23 protein-coding genes are annotated in these 25,758 nt (G+C 56.4%); 20 read left to right on the top strand and 3 right to left on the bottom strand.

What is annotated here, in order from left to right; genetic code table 11:
- Positions 1-5: 5 nt before the first annotated feature.
- From infB to H8E27_09670, 14 genes are all read left to right on the top strand, one after another.
- Complete coding sequence (infB, locus tag H8E27_09735) at positions 6-2,411, top strand: translation initiation factor IF-2 (protein MBC8325892.1); 2,406 nt, start codon at positions 6-8, stop codon at positions 2,409-2,411.
- A gap of 19 nt (positions 2,412-2,430) precedes the next feature.
- Entirely contained in the window at positions 2,431-2,817 is a 387-nt protein-coding gene (gene rbfA / locus H8E27_09730) for a 30S ribosome-binding factor RbfA (GenBank protein ID MBC8325891.1), read from the top strand.
- A complete protein-coding gene (locus H8E27_09725) occupies positions 2,817-3,806 on the top strand; it encodes a bifunctional oligoribonuclease/PAP phosphatase NrnA (protein ID MBC8325890.1) in 990 nt (329 codons plus the stop codon). The genes rbfA and H8E27_09725 overlap by 1 nt, the downstream gene beginning before the upstream one ends.
- Entirely contained in the window at positions 3,806-4,549 is a 744-nt protein-coding gene (gene truB / locus H8E27_09720; GenBank protein MBC8325889.1) for a tRNA pseudouridine(55) synthase TruB, read from the top strand. The genes H8E27_09725 and truB overlap by 1 nt, the downstream gene beginning before the upstream one ends.
- On the top strand, positions 4,546-5,478 hold the full coding sequence (locus H8E27_09715) for a bifunctional riboflavin kinase/FAD synthetase (protein ID MBC8325888.1): 933 nt from the start codon (positions 4,546-4,548) through the stop codon (positions 5,476-5,478). Before truB ends, H8E27_09715 begins: the two co-directional genes overlap by 4 nt.
- 268 nt (positions 5,479-5,746) lie before the next feature.
- Positions 5,747-6,739 carry a MoxR family ATPase gene (locus tag H8E27_09710; protein MBC8325887.1) on the top strand — a complete coding sequence of 331 codons (993 nt, stop codon included), beginning with the start codon at positions 5,747-5,749 and terminating at the stop codon, positions 6,737-6,739.
- 128 nt (positions 6,740-6,867) lie between these two features.
- A complete protein-coding gene (locus H8E27_09705) occupies positions 6,868-7,674 on the top strand; it encodes a DUF58 domain-containing protein (protein MBC8325886.1) in 807 nt (268 codons plus the stop codon).
- A 430-nt stretch (positions 7,675-8,104) separates the two neighbouring features.
- Positions 8,105-8,647, top strand: coding sequence for a hypothetical protein (locus tag H8E27_09700; GenBank protein ID MBC8325885.1), 543 nt, complete (start codon positions 8,105-8,107; stop codon positions 8,645-8,647).
- Complete coding sequence (locus H8E27_09695; protein ID MBC8325884.1) at positions 8,644-9,660, top strand: VWA domain-containing protein; 1,017 nt, start codon at positions 8,644-8,646, stop codon at positions 9,658-9,660. The genes H8E27_09700 and H8E27_09695 overlap by 4 nt, the downstream gene beginning before the upstream one ends.
- A gap of 4 nt (positions 9,661-9,664) precedes the next feature.
- Positions 9,665-12,439 carry a VWA domain-containing protein gene (locus H8E27_09690; protein MBC8325883.1) on the top strand — a complete coding sequence of 925 codons (2,775 nt, stop codon included), beginning with the start codon at positions 9,665-9,667 and terminating at the stop codon, positions 12,437-12,439.
- Positions 12,439-14,148: a BatD family protein gene (locus tag H8E27_09685; GenBank protein ID MBC8325882.1), complete on the top strand. Its 1,710-nt coding sequence runs from the start codon at positions 12,439-12,441 to the stop codon at positions 14,146-14,148. The genes H8E27_09690 and H8E27_09685 overlap by 1 nt, the downstream gene beginning before the upstream one ends.
- Positions 14,145-14,888: a tetratricopeptide repeat protein gene (locus H8E27_09680; protein ID MBC8325881.1), complete on the top strand. Its 744-nt coding sequence runs from the start codon at positions 14,145-14,147 to the stop codon at positions 14,886-14,888. The genes H8E27_09685 and H8E27_09680 overlap by 4 nt, the downstream gene beginning before the upstream one ends.
- Before the next feature lie 55 nt (positions 14,889-14,943).
- Positions 14,944-15,918, top strand: a complete 975-nt coding sequence (locus H8E27_09675) for a PmoA family protein (protein ID MBC8325880.1) — start codon at positions 14,944-14,946, stop codon at positions 15,916-15,918.
- A gap of 26 nt (positions 15,919-15,944) precedes the next feature.
- On the top strand, positions 15,945-17,378 hold the full coding sequence (locus H8E27_09670; protein ID MBC8325879.1) for a Gfo/Idh/MocA family oxidoreductase: 1,434 nt from the start codon (positions 15,945-15,947) through the stop codon (positions 17,376-17,378).
- A 69-nt stretch (positions 17,379-17,447) separates the two neighbouring features.
- Here H8E27_09670 and H8E27_09665 read toward each other — a convergent pair whose 3' ends face one another.
- Positions 17,448-17,846, bottom strand: a complete 399-nt coding sequence (locus H8E27_09665) for a DUF5069 domain-containing protein (GenBank protein MBC8325878.1) — start codon at positions 17,844-17,846, stop codon at positions 17,448-17,450.
- A gap of 177 nt (positions 17,847-18,023) precedes the next feature.
- Here H8E27_09665 and H8E27_09660 point away from each other — a divergent pair, with 177 nt between their 5' ends.
- From H8E27_09660 to H8E27_09635, 6 genes are all read left to right on the top strand, one after another.
- The gene (locus H8E27_09660; protein ID MBC8325877.1) at positions 18,024-18,737 is read left to right on the top strand and encodes a hypothetical protein; all 714 of its coding nucleotides are present in this window, start codon (positions 18,024-18,026) and stop codon (positions 18,735-18,737) included.
- 29 nt (positions 18,738-18,766) lie between these two features.
- The gene (locus H8E27_09655) at positions 18,767-19,606 is read left to right on the top strand and encodes a hypothetical protein (protein ID MBC8325876.1); all 840 of its coding nucleotides are present in this window, start codon (positions 18,767-18,769) and stop codon (positions 19,604-19,606) included.
- A gap of 82 nt (positions 19,607-19,688) precedes the next feature.
- Positions 19,689-20,498: an LpxI family protein gene (locus H8E27_09650; GenBank protein MBC8325875.1), complete on the top strand. Its 810-nt coding sequence runs from the start codon at positions 19,689-19,691 to the stop codon at positions 20,496-20,498.
- A 3-nt stretch (positions 20,499-20,501) separates the two neighbouring features.
- Positions 20,502-20,999: a hypothetical protein gene (locus tag H8E27_09645; GenBank protein MBC8325874.1), complete on the top strand. Its 498-nt coding sequence runs from the start codon at positions 20,502-20,504 to the stop codon at positions 20,997-20,999.
- Positions 21,000-21,093: 94 nt separating this feature from the next.
- Complete coding sequence (gnd, locus tag H8E27_09640) at positions 21,094-22,548, top strand: decarboxylating NADP(+)-dependent phosphogluconate dehydrogenase (GenBank protein MBC8325873.1); 1,455 nt, start codon at positions 21,094-21,096, stop codon at positions 22,546-22,548.
- Complete coding sequence (locus H8E27_09635) at positions 22,545-23,423, top strand: HAD family hydrolase (protein ID MBC8325872.1); 879 nt, start codon at positions 22,545-22,547, stop codon at positions 23,421-23,423. Before gnd ends, H8E27_09635 begins: the two co-directional genes overlap by 4 nt.
- 6 nt (positions 23,424-23,429) lie before the next feature.
- On the opposite strand, the gene H8E27_09630 is transcribed toward H8E27_09635, so the two are convergent.
- The gene (locus tag H8E27_09630; protein ID MBC8325871.1) at positions 23,430-24,797 is read right to left on the bottom strand and encodes an HlyC/CorC family transporter; all 1,368 of its coding nucleotides are present in this window, start codon (positions 24,795-24,797) and stop codon (positions 23,430-23,432) included.
- Complete coding sequence (locus H8E27_09625; protein MBC8325870.1) at positions 24,797-25,750, bottom strand: DUF21 domain-containing protein; 954 nt, start codon at positions 25,748-25,750, stop codon at positions 24,797-24,799. Before H8E27_09625 ends, H8E27_09630 begins: the two co-directional genes overlap by 1 nt.
- Positions 25,751-25,758: the final 8 nt, after the last annotated feature.

The raw sequence follows: 25,758 nt of genomic DNA, 5'->3' as shown, positions 1-25,758 counted from the left end.
CAAATATGCCCGTACGCATTTACGACATCGCCAAGAAACTGGGTATCCAGAGCAAAGAGGTGCTGGCCAAAGCCAAGGACCTCGGAATCGCCAATGCGCGCGTTGCGTCCAGTTCGCTCGATAAAATCACCGGCGAATATCTAGAACAGGAAATCGCCAAGGAACTTGCCCCCGCCGAGGAACAAGCCGACGCCGCCGCCGAAGCCAAAAAAGCAGAAGCCGCCACACCAGTAGAAAGCGGTCCCGTTTTGATTGTGGCACCGGAACCCGAGCCGGAACCCGAGGAAGAATCTGAACCTGAACCCGAGCTGAAACCCGAAGAAGAATCCGGACCCGAAGCTGCGGAAGAACCCGCAACGGCTGAACCCACCGAAGCCCCCACAGCCGAAGCTGCGACGGAACCAGAAGCGCCCTCAACACCTGCCGCCCCCGAAGAACCTGCCGGGCCGAAGGTTGGCGAAAAGATCGGCTTTATTGATTTAGGCAATATGCCCATCCGCCGCGAAGCGCGCGGACGGCGCGATAAAAAGGAAGACAAAAAGAAACCCGCCGACAAGCCCGCCGCAAAGCGCGACGCCCAACCGGCCAAGCCCCGTTACGTTGCCAAGGCCGACGCGCCGGTCATCACCCTCAAGCCACCGATTATGGTGCGCGAACTGGCCGAGGCCATCCGCCGCAAACCATTCCAACTCATCGCCGACTTGATGCATCTCGGTGTGTTTGCCAACGTGAACCAAGCGGTTGACGAGCCGACGGCCAAGCAGCTTTGCGCCAAAAACGGATTTAGGTTCGAAGCCAAAAAACGGCAGCGCGATGCCGCTGCCCCCGCACCGGTGCCCGAGAAAAAGCTCGAGCTGGACCTCGACGATGCCGAGGGTGATCTCAAACCACGCCCACCCGTGGTCGCCGTAATGGGCCACGTGGATCACGGCAAAACTACCCTGCTCGATGCCATCCGCAGCGCCAATGTAGTCTCCGGCGAAGCCGGCGGCATCACTCAGCACATCGGCGCCTACTCCATCGACGTCCCCCACCCCGAAGACAAAAAACGCCTCGAGCCCATCACTTTTTTGGATACCCCCGGCCACGCCGCCTTCAGCGCGATGCGTGCGCGCGGTGCAAATGTCACCGACCTCATCGTGCTGGTTATCGCCGCCGACGACGGCGTGATGCCGCAGACCATCGAATCCATCAACCATGCCAAAGCTTCCGGCGCGACAATAATCGTCGCAGTCAACAAATGTGATGTACACGGCGCCAACCCGATGCGCGCGCGCGAGCAAATGAGCGAGCACGGCCTGTCCGCCGAGGATTGGGGGGGCGACACACTCTTCGTTGACGTCTCCGCGCTCAAGGGCGAGGGCATCGATAAACTGCTGGACGCCGTTTTGCTGCAGTCCGAATTGCTCGAGCTAAAGGCCAACCCCGACCGCCGCGCCGCCGGCAACGTGGTGGAAAGCGGAATGGAACCGGGCGGCCCCACCGCCACGGTCATCGTCCGCAAAGGCACGCTCAACCTGGGTGACCTTGTAATTTGTGGCCAGTATTACGGTAAAGCCCGCGCGCTGATTAATGAAGAAGGTGAACGATTGAAAACAGCCGGACCGTCGTACGCCGTCAAACTCCTCGGCCTCAATGGCGTACCCGAAGCGGGCGATGATTTTCACGCGGTGGAACACGAAAAAGCAGCACGCGACCTCGCCGAAGAACGCGGCGAAATCGCTCACAAACAACGGCTCGATGGCCGCGCCGCGGGGGTTACATTGGAGAACCTGTTCGACACCATTGAGGCCGCCACGGCCAAGACGCTGAAGGTCATCATCAAGGCCGACACTCAAGGCTCCGCCGAAGCGATCGTGGAATCGCTCGGCAAAATTGAATCGGACAAGGTCAATCTTGAAGTCATCCATAGTGCCGTCGGCACCGTGAGCGAAAGCGACATCAACCTCGCTGCGTCCTCCTCGGCGGTTGTCCTTGGCTTCCACACGCGTGTGGACAAAGGCGCGCCGGACGTCGCCAAACATCACGGTGTGCAAATTAAGCAGTACAAAATTATTTACGAACTCATCGACGAAGTGAAGGACGCGATGGCCGGCCTGCTCGATCCCGAGGAAAAACAGGTCATCATTGGCACCGCCGAAGTGCGCCAACTTTTCCCGCTCAGCAAAGGCGGCGTGGTGGCCGGCTGCATGGTCACCGATGGCCGCATCAACCGCGGCAAAGTGCGTGTGACGCGCAATGACAAAGTGCTGCACACCGGCAAAGTGACCACGCTCAAGCGTTTCAAAGACAACGCCGATGTCGTGCGATCGGGAATGGAATGCGGCATCCGCGTCGAGGGCTTTGATGATTATCAGGAAGGCGATCTCATCCAGAGCATCACCACCGAACAAATCGCCGCCACTCTTTAACCCCAGCCACACACCGCGCATGCCCTCGCTCCGCCAACAACGCGTCCGCGAACTCCTCAAACGCACGGTCGGCGAAATCCTCCGGCGCGAACTGGACTCCGAATCCTGCGGCCTCATCACCGTCAACGATGTCGGAATGGCGAATGACCTCCACTCCGCGATGATCTTCGTTAGCGTGCTCGGCAGCGATGCACAAAAACGCACCGCCGCCAACCGCCTGAAATCCGAACGCTCGCGCATCCAATATATGCTCGGCCGCGAGGTGGTGCTCAAGTACACCCCGCGCATTAAATTCGAGCTGGACGACGCCATCGAGGCCGGCAACCGCGTGATGTCCATCCTCGAAGAAATGGAGCAAACCAACCCGCCTGAATCCACCGTTGGCGATGCGAAAGACGACGACTGATGCGCACGCTTAAAATCATCGACCGCATTATCCGCTCCGTGAACGAAGGCGACACCTTTGCCATCGGCGGCCATATGCGGCCCGATGGCGATTGCATTGGCAGCGAGCTCGCACTTGCCTACGCCCTGCGTGATCTTGGCAAAAAAGTCACTGTGTTTAATCAAGATGCAATGCCCGACAAACTGGCGTTCCTTGACCCGAAAAAAATATTACGCAGTGCGCAGAAGCGCCGCCCCTTCGATTGCGTGTTCGTCACCGACTGCGCCAACCACGAGCGCCTCGGCACCATCCGCGAAACCGTCAGTAAACGCGGCACGCTCATCAATATCGATCACCACAATTCCAACACCCGCTATGGCGACCTCAACTGGGTGGACAGCAAAAGCGCGAGCACGGGCGAGATGATTTTCCGCCTCATCAAACAGGCCAAGTGGTCCGTCACGCCGCTCATTGCCGATTGCCTCTTCACCGCCATCAGCACCGACACCGGCAGTTTCCAGTATCCCACCACGCGCCCGTCCACTTACCACGCCGCCGCCGAGCTGGTGAACTGCGGCGCGAATCTCGCCCGCATTTGCGATGAAGTTTACCAAAGCTACCCCCTCTCGCGCGTGAAACTGCAGAAGCATATGTACAACAGCTTCCAGCTCATCGAGCAAGGCCAAGTCGCGTACTTTTGGATCCGCCAGGCTGATTACAAAAAAGCCGGCGCGGTGCCTGATGAAAGTGAAGGGCTCATCGATCACATCCGCGATATTCAGGGCGTAAAGGTCGCGTGCCTCTTTGAGGAAATCAAACCGGACATCACGCGCATCAGTTTGCGTTCCAAACTGCCCAAGCTGGATGTCTCCACCATCGCAATGGACTTCGGCGGGGGCGGGCATATGTCCGCCGCCGGCGCGCGCATTCTCGGCACGCAACGCGCCACCCAACGCAACGTATTGACCGCTGTGAAATCCGCCCTTCGCCAAGCCAACGGAAAAGTCTGATGCCCCATCCTCAACCGGAATCCGAACTCAACGGCGCGCTGCTCATCGATAAACCCGCCGGGCCTACCTCGCACGACATCGTGGACATCGTCCGCAATCTCTTTCGCATCAAAAAAGTCGGCCACTGTGGCACGCTCGATCCCGCCGCCACCGGCCTGCTCATTCTCCTGCTCGGCCGCGCCACCAAGCTTTCGCAAAAACTCACTGCCGACGATAAGGTCTATGAAGGCGCCATCACCTTCGGCCAAGCCACCGACAGCTACGACGCCCAAGGCGAAGTGACGACCACCTCCCCCGTGCCGCCGCTCGATTGCGACGCCCTCAACCTCGCCGCGCGCAAATTCACTGGCGACATCCAGCAAAAACCACCGATGGTTTCCGCCGTTAAAAAAGACGGTGTGCCGCTTTACAAACTCGCCCGCAAAGGCAGGACCATTGAACGCGAGGCCAAGCCGATCCATATTTATTCCTACGATTTCAACGAGTACAAAGAGCCCGTCGCCCGCTTCCGCGTCCATTGCACCAAAGGTACCTACGTCCGCAGCCTCGCCCACGAGCTGGGGCAAACCCTCGGCTGCGGCGCGCACTTGAGCGCCCTTCACCGCACGGAGTCCGGCAAATTCAACGTCGCCACGGCCATCCGCCTTGAAGACCTCGTCAAGCTGCCCGCCGAGGAACTCCCCGCGCGGATGGTTTCGCTGCTCGATATCGCCCGAATGTTCCTGCCCGCCACCGACGAATGAGAATCCTCCACGACGCCCGCGAAGTGCAGCCCCCCAACGGCCGCGTCTGCTGCGCCATTGGCCTCTTCGATGGCGTCCATCTCGGACACCAACAAGTCCTTCGCCAGGCCGTCTCCGATGCGCACCAGCTTGAGGCCACACCGCTGTGCGTGACATTTTCTCAACACCCCGCCGCCGTGCTTGCCCCCGACCGCGCCCCCGGCCTCATCCAGCACCTCCCCCAACGCCTTGCCGCCATCGAAGCCCTCGGCATCGAAGCCACCCTCCTCCTCCCCTTCGATGAGACGATGAGCCAAATTCCCGCCGAGATGTTTATTCAGGGATTATACGTTGACCTTGGCCGAATCCAATCCATCTGTGTCGGTGCCCACTTCGCCTTCGGCCATCAACGCCAGGGCAATGTGGACCTCCTCCAACGCCTCGGGCAGGAAATGAATTTCATTGTGCACGGACTCGCCAGCGTTTCGCTGGATGACGAAACCGTCAGCAGCACCCGCATCCGCCAAGCCATTGAGGCGGGCCAGCTCGATGCCGCCGGCCAAATGCTGGGGCGCGAATACGCCCTCACCGGCGAAGTCATCCAAGGCGATCAACGCGGCCGCACCCTCGGCTATCCCACCGCCAATCTTGAAGCCACCGCCCTTTGCCTCCCCCCCAACGGCGTCTATGCCGCGCACGCCCAAGTCGGCGAAGCCACCCACCGCGCTGCCGTCAACATCGGCCACCGCCCCACCCTTGCCGATGCCGATCCCCGCCTGCACGTCGAAGCCCACCTCCTCGATTTCGAAGGCGATCTCTACGGCCAAGACCTCGCCCTCACCTTCGTCGGCAAACTCCGCGAAGAACAAAAATTCGAAACCCCCACCGCCCTAAAAACCCAAATCCAAAAAGACCTAGTCGCCGCAAGGTATTTATTCACGCAATTGTGAGTGGGTTGAGGGCCCGGGGGGTTGAGGGTTGAGCCCGGGTCGGACGCGCAAAGCGCGTCCCTACCGGGGCGATCCACAATCCGGTAAAGGTAGGGCGCGCTGTCCCAGCGCGCCGCGGCCGGCTCGGAGAGCCAGCCCTACCCCCAGGCCACCAGCCCGGGCTAGATTTCCCAAATCCCCATTCCCCATTCCCCACTCCCTCCCCCCTCATCAATCGAAACCCCAAAATCCTTCCCCCCTCTCCCCTTTTCCCCTATCTTCCGCGCGTATGAATCACGCGGAAATTGAGGCCGATAATTCGGCGGTGACGGAGGCGGGGGCGTTTGTGCAGCCGTTGATGGATGAGATGGGCAAGGTGATTGTCGGCCAAAAATATTTGCTGGAGCGGCTGGTGATTAGTTTGCTGGCCAATGGGCACGTGCTGCTCGAAGGCGTACCGGGGATTGCCAAGACACTGGCAATTAAGACGTTATCGGAGGCGTTGAATGTGGACTTTTCGCGCATTCAGTTTACGCCGGATATGTTGCCGGCGGATGTGACGGGGACGCAGATTTACAATCCACAGTCGGGGGAATTTACCACGCGGCAGGGGCCGGTGTTTGCAAATTTGTTGTTGGCCGATGAGATCAATCGCGCGCCGGCGAAGGTACAGAGTGCGTTGCTGGAAGCGATGCAGGAAAAACAGGTGACCATCGGCGATCAAACGTATCCGTTGCCACAACCGTTTCTCGTGATGGCGACAGAAAATCCCATTGAACAGGAGGGCACGTATCAATTGCCCGAGGCGCAGGTGGATCGCTTTATGCTCAAGGTGGTGATGGATTATCCAACCCAAAAGGAGGAGCGACAAATTCTGGAGGACTGGGCCAAGACGGAAGGCACGCCCGTGGCCCAACAGGTGGTGACGGTGGAGCAGGTGCTCACGGCGCGCAAGGTTGTGGATACGATTTATGTGGATGACAAGGTGAAGGAGTACATCGTGAACCTCGTGTGCGCGACGCGGGATCCGGGGATTTTCAATGTACCCGCGCAGGGGCTCATCCAATTGGGCGCCTCGCCGCGTGCCACCATTTACCTCACGCTCGCCTCCAAGGCCCACGCATTCCTGCAAGGGCGCGGCTACGTGACGCCACAAGACGTGAAGGCCATCGCGCCGGACGTGATGCGTCATCGCATTCAAATAAGCTACGAAGCCGAGGCCGAAGATAAAACCAGCGACCATGTGCTGGCGTTGTTCCTGGATCACATGCCGGTGCCGTAGGTGATTTACGAATGACGATTTACGAATGACGATTGGTTTCCCCACAACCCTCAACCCTCAACCGCCTTTTGAACCCTTCAAAAGTTCGCCAAATTGAAATCCGCACTAAGCGGCTGGTAAGCGATGTGATGGTCGGCCAATACCGCAGTGTGTTTCGCGGGCAGGGAATGGATTTTGATGAGGTGCGCGAGTATCAGCCCGGCGATGAGGTGCGCAATATCGATTGGAACGTCACGGCGCGATTGAACCAGCCGTTTGTGAAACAATTCGTGGAGGAACGCGAGCTGACGGTGATGTTGCTGGTGGACATCAGCGCGTCGGGGCGGTTCGGCAGTGGCGAGCAAACCAAACAGGAACTCGCCGCCGAAGTAGCCGCCGCGCTCGCCTTCGCCGCCCAGCGCAACAACGATAAAGTCGGCCTCACATTGTTTTCCGATCACGTGGAAAAGTATGTGCGACCGGGAAAAAGCAAACGCCACGTGCTGCGCGTCGTGCGCGATATTTTGCATCACACCCCCGTCCATCGCACCGGCGATCTGCGCTCCGCCCTCCAGCATTTGCAAAAGACCTTCCGCCGCCGCGCGGTGATGATTGTGATTTCTGATTTCCTCGATCCCCTCCCCCACTCCGCCCTGCGCCGCGCCCAACGCCGGCACGACGTGGTGGCCATCCAAATCAACGACCCGCACGAAGACGCCCTGCCCCCGCTCGGCCGCTTGGTGCTCGAAGATGCCGAGACCGGCGAAGTCGGCGAACTGCACCTCCGAACCGAAGCCGATCGCACTGCCTTCGCCGCCCACCGCGCCGAAGACCAAGCCGCATTGGTCAAAGAATTCGGTGCCCTAAACATCGACCACATCCGCCTCGTCACCGGCGAGCCCTACGCCCCCGCGCTATCGCACTTCTTCCGCACCCGATTGGAACGCCGAAGGTAGGTTGCGGGCAAGGCGGTTTCTCCGAAACCGCCGCAGTGCGACGGGAGGGATGAGTTCCACCTCGTCCCTATTATCACCCAACAAAATCAATTTGGGGCAAGGGGGAACTTGCCCGTCCCCAAAACACGCCGACGGCAGGGACGCGCTTCACGTGTCCACGGACGCGCGAGGCGTGTCCCTACCGGGGAATGACCAAGGCCCAAATCCCAAGGAAACCCCAATTCACAAAACCAATTTGGGGCTTGGTGATTTGTCATTCCTTGGTTCTTGGGTTTTGGTCATTGCTCATTCCCCCCTTGGCGTCTTTGCGCCTTGGCGGTTCAATCTCCCGGGCCACCGGCCCAGGCTACATATTGCATTCTGCCTCCTGTCTTCCAACTTCTAACTTCTGTCCCACTCTTTCATGAGTTACCTTTCCAGCGGGAGCCGGATGAACAACACGAATCTCACTGACATTCTGGAAATCAAACCGCCGCTGGTTTTGGAAACGGGCGAGGGCTCGAACTGGGCGCTTTGGGTTTTACTGGCGGTGTTTGTAGCGGGAGCAGTGCTGTTATTTTGGGCGTTGCGCGAGCCGAAGCGCGCGCCGGTGTTACCCGCGCCGGATGCGGAGGCGTTGCGGAAGTTGCGCGAGGTTTGGGGATTGTTGCCTTCACCGGTTTTGTTTGCGCGGGCGGTGGCGGATATTTTGCGGATGTACCTCGGGGAACGGTTTGAATTCCACGCGCCGGAGCGCACGACGGAAGAATTTTTGGATGAACTCCATCGCGCCCCGCAAATGACGCCACCCCAAAAAGATTTGCTCGGGCAATTTCTGGAATTTTGTGATCTCTCAAAATTCGCGCGGCACGAGCCAACTGAAGAAGACTGCCGCCGACTGCACGCGATGGCAGTGCAGTTGGTCAAAGAAACCGCGCCGCCGCTGCCGGGCGCACTGCCCCCGCGCGTGTCGCCACCACAATTAACACGATGAACAATTTCACCTTCGAAGATCCCGCGTGGCTGGGGTTGCTGCTGCTCCTCCCGCTGGCGGGGTGGTTGCAGGGGGCATCAGGTGCGCCTCCGGCGGTGGTGTTTTCGTCACTGAAGTTGGTGAAACGATTCTCGCACATCGCGCCGCATCGCGCAGGTCGACTGGTGGCAGCACTGCGCTGGCTGGCGCTCACCGCTTGCATCCTCGGGCTTGCGCGCCCGCAATGGGGCGAAGGCCGCGAACGCATCAAGGCCAGCGGAATTGATATTATGCTCACGCTGGATTTGTCCGACAGCATGGAGGCAAAAGATTTTCGCAACCAAGGCCGCAATGTCACGCGATTGGATATTTCAAAACAAGTGCTCAAAGAATTTGTGGAGGGCCGGCCCAGTGATCGGATTGGGTTAATTGTGTTTTCCGGGTTGGCCTTCATTGCCAGTCCGCCAACCTTGAACCACGATTATTTATTGGAGAATATTGACCGTTTTGACAATGACACCGCTTCGCCGCAGAACGACGACGAGGGCACTGCGATTGGTTCGGGCATCACGGCGGCGGTCAACCGGCTGCGCGGCATTAAGGATTCCAAAAGCAAAATTATTATTTTGATGACCGATGGAGAAAACAACACCGGCAAGGTGGAGCCCGAGGAAGCCGCCGAAGCGGCGGCGGTGATGGGCATCAAAATTTACACCATCGGCATCGGCAAAGAAGGCACGGAGCTGGTGTTGCGCGATCAGTTTGGGTTACCGCGTCATCATCAGTTGGTGGGCATCAATAAGGATCGCCTGCGCGACATCGCCACGCGCACGGGCGGCAAGTTTTTTTACGCCGAAAGCACCGAGGCACTGCGCGCGGTGTATCACGAGATTGATCAACTGGAAAAAACCGATCGCGAGGAGCAACGCTTCCTGCGCTACCACGATTTGTTCGGCTGGTTCGTGGGCGCGGGGCTGGTGCTCTTGATCCTCGAACTCATCCTTAGCCAAACATGGCTGCGCAAATTACCCTAACACCATGAACATGACTTGGACCGACCCCGATCGATTGTGGCTGCTCATTCTGCTGCCGCCATTGCTCGGTGGCTTTGCCTTTGCGTGGGCGCGGCGGCGGCGTTTGCTGGGGCTTTTTGTGAGCCCGCATCGGGTGGAGGAATTGGCGGGCAGTTTGTCCGCGAAAGGCCAATGGCTGCGCGCAGTGGCACTGCTCGCGGCGATGGGTTGCCTCATTGCCACGCTGGCCGGGCCGCGCTGGGGATTTCGTGAATTCGAAAGTCGCGCCACAAGTCTCGACGTGGTGATCGCCATCGATACTTCGCGCAGTATGTTGGCCAACGATCTCGTGCCCTCGCGGATGTCGCGCGCCAAACTCGCCGCCGTCGATTTACTAAAGCTCGGTGAGGGAGATCGCTTCGCGCTCATTCCATTTGCCGGGGTGGCGTTTTTGCAATGCCCGTTAACGGTCGACCACGAGGCACTGCGGCAGCACGTGGATTTGGTGCAAGTGGACGTCATTCCCCACGGCGGCACGAGCATTGCTGCGGCCATCAACACCGCGCTGGAAATGTTTGGTGAAGAGGAAATGGATCGCCACAAAGTGCTGGTGATTTTTACCGACGGCGAAGAGCACGAACCCGATGCGGTGGCGGCGGCAAAATTGGCGGGCGCGCAAGGGATGAAAATTTTCACCGTAGGAATGGGCACGCCCGAAGGCGAATTGGTGCCGGTGCTCACTTGCCCGAGCTGCGATGAACCCAACGTGCCCGAACGCAATCGCTGCCGGGAGTGCGATGCTTATTTGGCCGACTGGTCGACCACGCGGGAGTATTTGAAAGACGATGGGCGGCTGGTCCGTAGCAAATTAAATGAGCCGATGTTACAGGAATTAGCTACGGAAACTGGGGGATTTTACCTGCGCCACACCGGCGCCGGCTCGATGGATTGGCTATACAAAAACGGGCTCGCGCCGCTGCCCAAATCAGAGCATAATCCGACCACGGTGCGACGCCAAAAAGAACAATTCCAATGGTTCCTCGGCGCGGGCGTGCTGCTGTTGTTGGTGGAATTGCTGTGGCCGAAAGGTCGCCGGCCCGCTTCCTCCAACACAGCGAGCACGACGGCGATACTGTTGTTTTTCATTTTGCCATTCGGCGCGATGGCCGCGGATAAGCCGAGCCTGAAAAAAGCGCACAGTGAATACGCCGGTGGTAATTTTGCGGAGGCACAGGCGGAATACGAAAAATTATTAACGCTGCGTCCGGGTGATCCGGTGCTGCTGTTCAATGCCGGAGCGGCGGCGTTTCAAGCGGAAAAATTTGGCGACGCCGAGCGGCATTTTCAGTCTGCATTGCGCACGCCGGATCTCTCACTGCAACAGCGGGCATTTTATAACCTCGGCAACACCCACTTTCGGCTCGGCAGTTCTCAGGAAAAACCGAAAGAGCGAATTCAGATTTGGGAGGAATCCGCACGCCACTACGAAGCGGCCGTGGGATTGAATGCCGGCGACAAATCCGCGCGACAAAACCTCGCCTTCGTGCGCCAAAAAATTGCCGAAGAAAAACGCCGGATGGAACAACTCACCGACGAACTGCCGCTCGATGGGGTTAATCGCTTTAAACAAAAAGACGAAATCGCGCTACGCGTTTATCCGCCCAGCGAGGACGCCATTCCGGAAGATGCGTATTGGCGAATGTTTGCGTTGGATGATTACCAAGACGGCGTGGCAGTGGTGTCTGATTCGTTACGGAAACTTTCCTCCCGCCGCACCGGCCCGTGGGAGAGTGCCCACGGCGGGCGCGCGCCAGCGGGGCCAATTTTGCCCGGTGAATGGCGCTTCAAGTTCGAGCCGTTGTTCAGCGAATTCCTGCCCATCCCGGGGCCATTTGCCACAGGCGAGGCGAAGGTGAAACAATGGCACTATAATAAAGAAGCCTTGCAGGGTCGCCTGCCGGAAGTGCCCAGCGCGGCGGTCGCGTATCGTGTGACCGATCCGGCGGAATGCAGCGTGCTCGCACCCGGCCCCGCAGATGCGGCGCTTAATACTGTCGCCGTGAATTCCCCGAACGAATATCCGCACACCACCCGTCAACTGCGCCTCAAAGATTCCGAACGCCATCAACTTCACCAAGCCGTTGAACGGCTGGCCAATAACGAGCCCATCGACTTTGAAACGTTTAATGAACGCGTGATTGAGTTTCTCCACAAAAATCACAAGTACACCCGCGAGACGCGTATCCCCAAAAACGCTGACAAAGATCCCGTCGTGCGCTGGCTCTTTAGCCGCGAGGATGGGCATTGCGAATATTTTGCGTACAGCCACGTATTACTGGCACGCGCGGCGGGATATCCGGCCCGCATCGCGTGCGGCTTCCACGGCGGCAAGTGGGATAAAAAAGAAAAGTGTTGGGTGAGCAAACAAAGCGAAGCCCACGCGTGGGCGGAAATTTTTAATGGCACGCATTGGATCCGCGTGGACCCCACCCCGCCGGAGGAAGGCCAGGGTGAGGGTGAAGGCGGTGAGGGCGAACCACAGGAAAATTCCGAAGGCGAGGGTGAAGGTGAACCGAATGAAAATCCTGAGGGCCAAGGCGAAGGCGAGCCGCAAGAACAACCCGGTGAAGGCGGTAAACCCGAAGAGCAAAAAGAAAGCGAAGTGCCATTCGAATTGCAGGAGACGCTACGTCAAATCAAAGAAATGCTCGAGGCCATGAAGGGCGACGAAAAACCCCTCGGCGTAGGTGAACTGGGCCGAATGCCCAAGCCACCCCGACGCCTTCGCAAGAACTGGTAATGCGCGGCCTATTCTTAATATTAGTTTGCCTCGGAAACGCCGCCTCCGCCGCGGTGCTCACCTCCACCCTCAACCCCGGCGCCATTCAACAAACTGGAAGCGCCGTGCTCACGGTGCGGTGCGATGGATATGAGCTGGCCACAGTTCATCCCGAACGCACTCCAGCGGGCATGGGGTTTTCATTTCGCGGACGCGAAGTGAACCGTTCCACGTTAAACGGCTCGGACAAATTATCCGTCACCTTTACCTATCTTGTTACCACCAGCAAAGCCGGGAGGCATATTGTCCCGGCCTTCACCGCCAAACTTCCCAACGGGACAATGCTTCGCAGCGAACCGCTTGCGCTCACGGTACTGGATCGTGACGGCAGCAGTTCAGTTGCCAACCAAAACCGCGCTGCCTTTATTAAAGTGCAGCTTGACCGATCTCAAGTTTACCTTGGCCAGGCGTTTCCGGTGACCATGGAATTGTTTGTGGAACGGCTGTTGCCGGGCGATTTGCCCGTACCACAACTCACCACGCCGGGGTTCCGGTTCACGCGCAAGCGGCCGGAGTTTTCTCACACCCTCCGACTGGAAAACGGATCACGCTATCATGTATTCCTGTTTAAAACCGGCGCAGTAGCCACCAAGGTGGGCCGCCGAAATATGGTGTTTGAAATTGATGTGACGGTGCGGGACTCGGATGATTTTTTTGGCAAACGCAAACAGATCCACGTGGCAAGTAATCCCATCGCGATGGAAGTTATGCCCGTGCCTGCCGAGGGACGGCCGGAAAACTTCTCCGGCGCGGTGGGCAGCAACCTGCAATTCAAGGTGAAGGCCAGCCATGCCGCCGTGAAAACCGGCGACCCCCTGGAACTTTCGATCGAACTTTCCGGACGCGCCGCGCTGGATCAAATCACCGTGCCCGGACCGGACCAATGGGACGGATTAAAAGTCTACCCCGCCACCAGCACCGTCAAGCATTTGGACCTCCGCCATCTGCACGCATTCAAAACCTTTACGCGCACCGTTGTTCCGTTACGTCCGGACATCACTGAGATTCCCCAGATTGAATTTGTGTATTTTGATACCGGAACAAAACAATACATCACGCACACCGCGGGCCCCTTCCCTCTGCGCGTCACGGGGCCGGCAATCCAGACGGCAGCCGGTGATCCGCCCACGTTACCTCAATCGCAAACTGATCCCCAAGCTGATGCCGGCAAAATGGAACCGCTACGGCGCACCCCCGGATTACTCGCCACGGCCCCCACCCCGTTGCTAACACACCCATGGTTTCTGATCGCACAATCTGCCCCGTTATTAGCTTGGGTGATGTTGATGGGCTGGCGACGGCGGCAAACTTATTTGGAACAACATCCCGATGTGGTGCGCCGCATCCACGTTCAAAAAGTAACACGCGAAACACTACGCTCACTGCGGCAAACCGAAACGCAAGCCGACCCCGAAGCCTTCCACGCGGGCGTACAACTCATCTTGCGTGAGCACCTTGGGATGGCAATGGGCCGACCGGCGGAAGGCATTGGCCGTGAAATTCTTGAGGACGAGACGCTGCCGCTTTCCGGCGAAAACCGTACGGCGCTGGAGCGTTTGCATGAACACAATCAACTCGCCCGTTTCACCGGCTCCGCCAACCCGCCGGAGACGGTAAAAGCACCGCTGCTCTTAAAAGATTTGGAGCGGGTCATCCATTCCCTGCGATGAAAATCCTACTGCTCTTACCGATGCTCGCGGTAACGCTCCACGCGGGTGAAAACGATTCTGATTTTTCAAAAGGTAATGCCGCATTTGAAGCGGGGGACTTTCCGGCGGCCATCACCCATTATCAATCGCAACTGAAAACAGGCCGCACCTCCACTGCATTGCATTTCAACCTCGCCCACGCGTCGTACGAGGCGAAGGAATTGGGCCGCGCGATTTTCCATTATCGGCGCGCACTCACATTGAACCCGCGCGATACCGGCGCGCAATCCAACCTCAAACGAGTGCAGGATGAAGTCCACAACGGCACCCCGCCCAAGGCCGGTTTCTGGCGACGGCTGACCGGCTATTTCACCCTGAACGAATGGACCCTCACGTCATCGGCATTGCTCACGATCTGGTGGCTGTGGCTGGCGGCGATCAACTGGCGCCCGCAATGGCGCAAACGCGGCGCAGTGGTGCGGCCTGTGCTCGGCGCGGCAGCGTTGGTATTGGCGGCGCTGGCGATTGTAAGTTGGCGGATTAAGGCGGCCCAACCGTGGGCGGTGGTCGTGCAAGATCAAGTTTCCGTGCGTTACGGGCCAGTGGAGGCTTCACCGGAACAATTCAAATGGTTCGACGGCGCTGAGCTGCGCGTACGGAACACCCATGACGCGAACGGCGCGAAATGGATTCTTGCTCAGGATCCCACCGGCCGCCAGGGCTGGCTCCCCGCCAGCGCAGTCCTCCAGCCGGGCGGCTGATTATGACACATTTTCGTTGACCCTTACACCTCGCAGCCTAGCATACAGCCACGCTATGAAACGCTCCGCGGGATTTTTCTTTTTGGCCACAGCATTGCTGACCACTCAGCGATTTGCCGATGGCATCACCCTCTCCCAAGCCGAAGGCCGCATTGATGTCACCATCAATGGGAAACTGTTCACCAGCTATCAATACAAAGGGGTTCCAAAACCGGCGTTGTATCCGCTCCGTTGGCTCGATGGCAAGGGCCTCACGCGGCGCTATCCGATGGAGCCGGCCGCAGTCGGCGAATCGAATGACCACAAACACCATCGAAGTTTATTTTGGGGACATCGCTTTGTGCGCGGAGGCAAGGACAATGGCTCACATGATTTTTGGGGAGAAACGACAAACAGCGGCAAACAAATCATGACGAAGGTGCGCTTTGATAAACAGGGAATCATTCATACCCAAAATAAATGGGTGAGCAAGGCGGGCGAAATCATTGCGACCGACAGCCGCGAAATCCGGTTCGACGCCGGCAAAAATTTCCGCATCGTTGACTACTCAATCACCATCCATGCCTCACACGGGAAGATCGTGTTGATGGATGACAAGGACGCGGGAATGGGCATCCGTGTCCCCGACAGCATGTGCGTCACCCCGCACGGCACGTCAAAAATAAAAGCCGAAGGTTATATGCTTAACAGCGAAGGCGACACCGGCGCGGCGCTGTGGGGCAAGCGCGCGAAGTGGGTGGATTACTCCGGACGCGTGGAAGGCACGTTGCTCGGCGTTTCCATTTTTGACCACCCCGGAAATCCGAAGCATCCCACCAGTTGGCACGCCCGATCATACGGCCTCTGTACTGCGAATATTTTTGGCAAACACCATTTTGAACGCCTGAAAGATAAAAATGCCGGCAATGTGACATTGAATAAAGGCGAGTTGCTCGCATTCAAATATCGATTCTACTGGCACTCGGGCAAAGGCGAGGCTAAGAAAATTGAAGCGCACTATCGCGAATGGGTTGCGCCAAAAGGCAAATAAGTTTAACTTCAACGCACACACACACTATGAACAAACAAACCCGTCGATCATTCCTCAAAACCTCCCTTTACACCGGCACCACGGTGGCTTGGACCGCTAAGAGCTGGGCCCAAGTAAACGGAGCCAACGAAACATTGCAGTGCGGCACCGTGGGCTTCCGCGGGCGGGGCGGCAGTCACATTAGTTACATTGGCAAAAACAAAGGGGCGAAACTCACCGCGCTGTGCGATGTGGACAACAAAGTGCTCAACGCCGGCACCACCAAACACGGCGTCACCGGCTACACCGACATCCGACAGATGCTCGAAAACAAAGACCTGGATGTGGTCACCATCGCCACGCCAAACCATTGGCACAGCCTCGCCGCCATCTGGGCCATCCAGGCGGGCAAAGATGTTTATGTGGAAAAACCTGTGAGCCACAATGTCTGGGAAGGCCGGCAATTGGTGAACGCCGCGCGCAAATACAAAAAAATTGTGCAAACCGGCACGCAAGCCCGCAGCAGCAAATGCATTCAAGACGCCGTGAAATGGGTGCAAGCGGGCAACCTCGGCAAGATCAAAGTGTCGCGTGGCCTTTGCTACAAGCGCCGGCCGAGCATCGGGGACATCGCCGAAACCAAACCCGTGCCAGAAGAGATTGATTACAACCTTTGGCTCGGCCCCGCGCCCAAGAAACCACTCACCCGCGGCCGGCTGCATTACGACTGGCACTGGATGTGGGATTACGGCAATGGCGATCTGGGCAACCAGGGCATCCACCAAATGGATATCGCCCGGTGGTTCCTCGGCGAGATGGAACTTTCACCGCGCATCTGGAGCGTTGGCGGTCGGCTCGGTTATAAGGACGATGGCGAGACGGCGAACACGCAGGTTATTTATCACGACTACAACACCGCCCCGCTGATCTTTGAGGTGCGTGGGCTTGCCTCAAAACTGGGCGCAAGGAATTTACCGACCTACCGCGGTGGCAGCGTCGCGGTGTTTGTGGAATGCGAAAAAGGCTGGGTCGCTGTACGTGGCTACGGCTCGGTGCAGGTCTACGATAACGACGACAAGAAAATCAAGGAGTTCAACGGCGGCGGCGACCACTTTGGCAACTTCATCGATGCCGTGCGCAGCCGTAACCCGAAGGACCTCAACGCCGAAATTTTAGAGGGCCATTTATCCAGTGCCTTATGCCACACCGGCAACATCAGTCATCGACTGGGCGACGATGCCAACGTGGAAGACATCCGGAACTTTGTGAAAAAAGATTTCGGCGGCACCGAAGCGGTGGATCGGATGATCGATCACTTGGCTGCAAAAAACGAAGTGGACTTGAAAGCCACCCCGCTCACCCTCGGCTCGGAGCTGAAGATGGACGGCAAAGCCGAAACCTTTTCCGGCAACAACGCGGCAAGCAAAATGCTCACCCGCGAATATCGCAAGCCCTTCGTGGTGCCAGAAATCAAGATCTGATTTCCCCGACCCCCCTCAATTCTCATCAGAATTGAAACACGGATTGCCTTTGTGCAATCCGTGTTTTTTTTACAAACGCCCCTCGTCAGCGTCGATGAAATCAACGAAGCACTGAATATCATTGCGGGCTCCCATTCCGGCGTCTTCCTTGCGTTGGGCGAGGCGGGCGCGCAAGTCGGCATCAGATTCATCCGCGCCATAGTTGCCCACCGCATCATTGAAAGCCGCTTGAACGGCGGAATCGAGCCGGGCATTGACGTTATGCCGCACCCAATCGGCCACTTGCCCGTCCGTATCGCTGGCGGCCACCAGAGCGGTAAGGTCGCCCGCATCCACTCCGGCGGATTCAAACCATTTGCCATCAAAGCCACGGTGGAGGAAATTAGGCTGGTAGTCTTCGTGTAGTTTACCCGCTAAATTCAGGCGAATCTTGTCGATCAGACGGGGCAAATATATCCAGCCTGCCATGGTTTCACGGGGGCTTCGGGGAAAAATGGTGTCACTCATTTCTGATAGTCCCCCACCAGCAAGGCACTGTCAACCCATCCAAATAATTAACGAAAAACGTTATTGACAAGTTTTCCTCAAAGCCATTCACTTTCACCGACCACTGTTTGTCACAACCCAACCCAATACAAGCAACCTATGTCTGAACACGAAAACGAAAACGAAAACGAAAACGAATCCACTCATGATTCCGAAAATTCAGTTGAATATCAACTTGCTGAGATCACGGAATTTGAACACAAAATCCGCCTCCTTCGTTGGGGCATGGTAGTCGGCACCCTGCTCATCATCGCCCTTGGCGTCATCAACATCATCAACAAAGTGCAACGTGCGGCAAAGCCGGCCATGCAAATTGTGGAAGATGTTCAGCAAATGCTGCCTGAAGCTCAAAACACCGCAACGGCAATCCAGGAGATTGTGACCGGCGGCGAACGCTTCGACAAGATTGCCACCAACTTCCGTTCACAATTGAGCGGGCTGGAACATATCCCTGATCGCGTTGCCTTGAGCGCCAGGAATCAACTGGTTGAAATCCTAAAAGATCGTGATGAAAAACTGCGTGAGCTCTTCCCCAATCTCAACGAGGAAAAACAAAATCAAATGATCGCCGCCTTCGGCCGAATTGCCGAGGAACGCGGTGATGAGGTTTTAATCTCACTCTTTGCCGACCACATCACAGTGGTGGACGCAATCAACAAACATCTCCAAACCATCCACGCTAAAGAAGCGAACCAAATCACCGTGGATAGTAATATGCAAGCGGGCTTGATGTTAGTCTCCTCCGTACTCGAATTACTCGTCACCACGGTGGATGATCTGAAGCAAAACATCGACGACAGCATTGATCAATAATTCAAACCCAACCTAATCATTTCATAATCATGAGCAACGATTCTAAACCTCAAGAAATCCACATCGCGGAAGAATTTGTGGAAACCACCCGCAACCGCCTGGAGCGGTCCTACAAAAACAATGTCATCGTCACGATCGTGGTGCTGTCACTCGTCACACTGTATTTTGTGCTACTCAATCGACTATTCGTAGATGATGCCCTCGATGTTGCCGGAACTTTCACGGACCTGTACAAAGGCAAAGTGGAAAAATACACTGCACTCTCAAAGGATAGTCTCAAAGTAGCCAACGTGCTAACCGATCCGGACAAAGCACCCGGCGTGGTCCTTCGTGCTCTCACCGAACAAACTGATTCCACCATCAGAAGTGAAAAAGTCACTTGGGAAAGCTGGGTAGCCGATCTGAAAGCAAACCTCAAAGAAATCCCTAAATGGGCTGAAGACGAGGACACCTACAAATTGGGTAATAGCATGGAAAAACGTGTGGAAAACTGGACCCTACAGGTGCTGCAAGATTCCACCACCGAACTCGGCGAAACCGTTGATATCTATCTTGAAAACAACAAAAGTGCCGTCGCCAAATTCGCTGAAAATTCGGATGATGAAGACGCCTTCAATATTCTCGCTGACGGTTTGCAATCTGAATTGGTGCGGTTTATGGATGAAACCGAAATCACCAATAAAGGCACGCTGGCTGATCAATCCCGGAACGTACTAACTAAGCTGCAACACGCCAATGAGATCCTCAAGGAGCTTGCTGGTAAAGATTCCAAGGACTTGGATCGTGAGCAACGCCAACTGCGGCTCGCCATTGCCCTGATGATGGAAGGCACCGATAACTTCCAAATCCCCGAAGACGGTTCCAAATAACATCTCCTTTTTGACCGCCCCGCCCTAAACCGGCGGGGCTTTTTTTTTGTGCCAAACTACTCATCCTGTTAACCTCCCGCCCATGGCTGACACCACGGACACGCTAGGCATCATCGCCGGCAACCGCACCCTGCCCCGCATCCTCGCACGCGAAGCCCGTGCCGCCGGCGTCCAGCATCTCGTGGCCGCTGCCTTCACCGATGAAACGGAGCCGGAACTGGCTGATCTGGTGGATGTGATCGAATGGCTTCGCGTCGGGCAGCTCAATAAGCTGGTGGAGGTGTTCCAAAAACACAATGTCACTCAATGCGTGATGGTTGGCCAAATTGCGCCCAAGAATCTTTTTGACCTACGCCCCGATCTGCGCGCCATTAAACTGCTTGCCAGTTTGCCTGAGAAAAACGCCCACTCCCTATTTGGAGGCATCGCCGATGAACTGGCAAAGGACGGCATCACGCTCATCGAAGCCACCCCGTGGCTCAAGCCCGCTATGCCCACCGCCGGTTTTCAACTCGGCCCTGATGCCACCGATGCAGTCCGCGCCGACATTGAATACGGCCTCCGCATCGCCCGCGAAACCAGCCGACTCGAGATCGGCCAAACCGTCGTTGTCAAAAACGGCACTGTACTCGCCGTCGAAGGCCTCGAAGGCACCGACGCCTGCCTCACGCGTGGCGGTGAGTTGGCAGAGGGTGCGATCGCCGTTAAAATCCCCAAGCCCGGCCACGACTTGCGCTTTGATATTCCTTGCCTCGGCGCCCGAACTCTGGAAACCTGCGCCTCCGCCAACATCTGCGCGCTCGCCTTCGAGGCCGATCGCACACTGTTGCTGGACGAACCGGAAGTAGACGCTCTGGCCCAACGCCACAGCATCACCCTCACCGCTATTTAAACCATGCTGAGTTCATACGAATTGATTGGGTTTATCTCACCTGAATTGGCCCACCGCATTCTCGCCGACACCGCCGAGGACAACCGCGACCTCTACGAGGCCACCCTCAGCGCTGTCGCCCGACTGCGCGGCATGCGCCCGCAATTTCTCAAACGCCAGCCCAAACCCACCCGTCACAAAACCATGGTGCAAGCCATGTCCAAACCCGCCTTCGATGAAGCTGCCGGATCGCTCCTGCGCGGTTGGCTGCTCAAACATCAGATTGGCCTTCTTACTCAATTTCTCGATGCACTCGGCATTGAACACGAGGAAGGCGTCGTTGAAGATTTACCTAAAACCATCGCCGACGATGCTCTCGCCGCAGCACTGGAGACGCTCCTCGCCAATCACGAGCGCGACGTGGTTGTCCTTTATCTCCACGCCTTCCACAATATGAACGAAGCCGGTTGGCAAAATCTCGAAGCTGCTTTAGAAAGCGATGAGCGCCTACAACTCTTTTGACCCATTTTTCACTCTTTTTTTCAAAAATTGGCTTTTATCCGGCGCCCGCTTAGGTAATCGTTCGCGCTTCGCACGAACCGTGTGACGCAATCTAATGGAACCCCAAGGCGATATCGCTCTCATCGGACTGGCCGTAATGGGCCAGAATCTCATCCTCAATATGAACGACCACGGCTACACCGTCGTGGCACACAACCGCACCACCGCGCGCGTGGACGAATTTCTCGCCGGCGAAGCGCAAGGCACAAACATCATCGGCGCACGCAGCATCCCCGAGATGATCGCCCATCTCAAAGCCCCCCGACGTATCATGCTGCTCGTGAAGGCAGGCCAACCGGTCGACGACTTCATTGAAAAACTCCTGCCTCACCTCGCCCCAGGCGACATCATTATCGACGGCGGCAACTCACTTTACGAAGACACCATCCGCCGCACAAAATATTTGGAATCCCGTGGATTACTCTTTATTGGCACCGGCGTATCCGGCGGCGAAGAAGGCGCGCGAATCGGCCCTTCCATTATGCCCGGCGGCTCGCAAGCCGCATGGCCACACGTAAAAGATATTTTCCAATCCATCTCCGCCAAAGTGGAAGACAACACACCTTGTTGCGACTGGGTAGGCGCCGATGGCGCGGGGCATTATGTAAAAATGGTCCACAACGGCATCGAGTACGGTGACATGCAGCTCATCTGCGAAGCATACAATCTCATGAAAACCGGCCTCGGAATGAGCGCCGACGAAATGCACGCCGTCTTCGCCGAATGGAACACCGGCCCGCTCGATTCTTATCTCATCGAAATTACCCGTGACATCCTCGGCTATAAAGACACCGACGGCCAACCGCTCGTGGAAAAAATCCTCGATACCGCCGGCCAAAAAGGCACCGGCAAATGGACCGTCATCAATTCCGCCGAACTTGGCATGCCGATCACCCTCATTGCCGAGGCCGTATACGCCCGCTGCATTTCAGCGCAAAAAAATGAGCGCGTAAAAGCCAGCAAAAAAATCCGCGGCCCCAAACCCGCCATTACCCGCGAGCGGGCGAAGTTCATCGAAGACATTCGCTGCGCGCTTTACGCCTCCAAAATTGTCAGCTACACGCAGGGATTCATGCTCCTCCGCGCCGCCGCCAAAGAATACCACTGGCACCTCAACTACGGCAATATTGCCATGATGTGGCGTGGCGGTTGCATCATCCGCAGCGCGTTCCTCGGCAAAATCAAGGAAGCGTACGACAAACATCCGCGTCTCCAATCATTGCTGCTCGACACCTATTTCAAACGCGAAATCCGCCACACACAAAAAGGTTGGCGCAACGTCATCGCCGTCGCCGCCAAACGCGGCATTCCCGTGCCCGCCTTCAGCACCGCCCTGTCATTCTTCGACAGCTACCGCACCGAACGTCTCCCCGCAAATCTACTCCAAGCCCAACGCGACTACTTCGGTGCCCACACTTACGAACGCCTCGACAAACCACGTGGCGAATTCTTCCACACCAACTGGACCGGACGCGGCGGTGATGTTTCCTCAACGACCTATAACGCATGAGTGATCCAGCCCAAGCCCTTCGCGAGTTTCAACCGACACAGGACTATTTCATTGGAATCGATTCCGATGGCTGCGTGTTTGATTCGATGGAAATCAAACACAAAGAATGCTTTGCGCCAATGTTCATCAAACATTTTGAACTACAGGCCGCCAGCAAATACGCCCGTGAAGTTTGGGAGTTCGTAAACCTTTATTCCAAAACCCGCGGATGCAATCGCTTCCACGCAGTCATCCGTGCCTTGCAATTAATAAGCGCACGCAAAGAAATCTCCGCACGCGGGATTGCAGTGCCCACGTTCCCCGCCCTGCTTGAATGGGTGAATCGCGAATCTAAACTCGGCAACGCCACGCTCGACGCCGAAGTCGCCAACGGCAACGAGGGCCTTGTTCGGATCAAGACGTGGAGCGACGCAGTGAATGTTTCCGTGAAAGACATTGTGCAGGGTGTGCCGCCGTTTCCCCTCGTACGCGAATCGCTCAGTTCTGCAGCTGCGAAGGCGGATTGCATGGTGATTTCACAAACACCAACCGAGGCACTCGAACGCGAATGGGCCGAGAATCGTTTGGACGAATTTGTGTGCGCCATTGCCGGGCAGGAAATGGGCACTAAAACACAGCACCTCGAATTGGCTACCAAAGGCAAATATCCCGCAGAAAAAATCCTGATGATTGGTGACGCTCCCGGCGATCACAAGGCGGCGAAAACAAGTGGCGCATTGTTTTTTCCGATCAATCCCGGTGACGAAGAACGCAGTTGGGAAAATTTACATCGCGAAGGCTTGGACCGATTTTTTAGCGGCACGTTTGCCGGCGAATTTCAGCAGGGGTTATTAACGGACTTTGATAACCGTCTTCCTCAAAATCCGCCGTGGTGACTGCCTTTAACCTTCCGGCTCTTCTTCCGTGGGCTCCCGTTCACTGAGCTTGATGAGCCGTGCGCGCTCCACTTGTCGCCGGTACGTTTGTTCCACGCGCAATTCATAGCGGCCTAATTCCAGCATATCGCCCACCTTGGCGAAAGTGCCGAGTCGTTTGGTGATTAATCCGCTCACGGTAGTCACGCCCTTGTCGTCACAGGGTTCGCCGGTCAACTCCTCCAGTTCGTGCAGGGGCATGGAGCCTTCCAGCGTCCAAGTGACCTCATCGGTTTGCACGAAAAACGGTTTCTCGTGTTCATCAAACTCATCGCGGATTTGCCCAACCAATTCCTCCAAAATATTTTCCAGCGTCACCATCCCAACCGTGTCGCCATATTCATTCACCACCAATGCAAAATGCAGTTTCCGGTCTAGGAAGATTTGCAGCAACCCTTCCAGCCGCGCCGTTTCGGGTGTGTACACTAATTCCCGCGCAAATTCCCGTAACTCATCCGCCGTTTTAGCCGTGCGGCGCCGGGCATATAAATCTTTGATGTGTACGACGCCCAGCGTTTCATCGAGATTGCCGTTGACGCACAATGGGAAGCGCGAGTGTCGCGATTCTTCCGCCATCACAAGGCAATCCTCGAGATTCGATTGGGTGTTGAACCCCATAATTTCGCGTCGCGGACGCATCACATCCCTTGCCACTCGGTTTTTGAGATCAAATGCGTTGAGCACTAAATCGCGGCTAAATTGTTCGCGGTCGGATCTTCCACCCGTCGAACCAATCATCATTCGTAATTCCTCTTCTGAATGACTATGCTCGCTTTCATCAAAAACATCCAACCCAACTTTCCTCAACAACCAAAGCGCACAATTGTTGAGTAACCAAATGAATGGATACATAATCCAGTAAAACCAGCGTAATGGATACGCCACCCACAAACTGGTCGGCAACGGTCGCTGAATCGCCAACCATTTGGGTGCCATTTCACCCACGACAATGTGTAACAAGGTAACAACTGTAAAACCCACAGCGATGGAAATAGTATGTTGCCAATGGGGATCTGATAAAAGTGGCGATCCGTTTATCTGAAGTTCATAAATGGGAGCAAGTAGTTTGTTGAAAATTGGATGCCCGACATATCCCAAACCCAAACTGGCAAGCGTGATGCCAAGTTGACAAGCACTAAGATATTCGTCGAGATTTTTGAGTAAATGCCGTGCCATTCGTGCGCGGCGTTGGCCGGCAATTACCAGGGGTTCAAGCTGGGTGTCGCGAAGTTTGACCAACGCAAATTCCGCCGCAACAAAGAAGCCGTTAAGAAATACCAAAACGCCAACAGCAAGAATCAGCAGCGGAACAACAGTAACTTCCCCCCAGTCCATTAGACTTTCACCTCCCCGAAGACGACCTTCAAAATATCCGGTAAGCTCACGATGCCGAGTTCACGTTTGCGTTTGTCCAGAATGATCACCACCCGTTGGCCGGAACGTTGCATCAGATGCAGCAGTTTTTGCAGACGAATATCTTCGTCCTGATACAATGCCGATTCCAAAAAATGCCCAATGGGTCGTTGCCATTCGTTTTCCGGCAAAAATATGAGCCGACGCAGGTTGACAACACCCGCGATGCGCCGGCGCCCATCGTTTTCCTGCCAAACGGGCATTCGGGTGTAGGGCACCACGCCGACATTTCGAACCACTTCTGCGATGGGCGTTTCAGTTGTAACCAGCGGCAAGTCCTCGAAGGACACTGCTAAATCACGCACTGGAATTTTTTGCAAATCGAGTACGCGGTCAATCATTTCACGTTCGTCTTCCGAAAGCCCATGCCCGCTTTCAGTCATCAATTGCCTGAGTTCCTCACGGCTGCCAAACAGATGACCTTGCAATTCCCGCCCGCCCGTGGTGAAAAGCAGCAAGCGTGAAACAATTCGCAGTAATTCCACTAGCGGCCCGAGCAGGGTATCGATGATCCCAAAAATCGACGTCAAAAATAAGCACAATCGGTTGGGATATTTGCGAAAAACCATTTTGGGCAACAGCTCGCACAACGTATAAAAGACCAGCACACACACGCCAAAGAGAGCCCAATAAACCCAGGCCATTGCATTCCATTGCACCAACTTGCCGGGGTCTTTTACATCCAGCAAAAATTGTAAAAAATAAAGGGTGGCTAACAGCACAAGCAGATTGGCCAGGGTGTTCCCGACCAAAATAGTCCAAAGCGTGTCTTCCGGTTGATCGAGATAGCGTTGCAACCGAATTGCTTTTTTATTTCCTTCACGGGCACGTCGGCGTAGACGCAATCGGCTCACTTCCGCCAATCCCGCTTCCATTCCGGAGA

It is taken from the genome of Limisphaerales bacterium (assembly GCA_014382585.1).
Taxonomy (GTDB): Bacteria; Verrucomicrobiota; Verrucomicrobiia; order Limisphaerales; family UBA1100; genus JACNJL01.
This window is presented reverse-complemented; position numbering and strand designations above follow the sequence as displayed.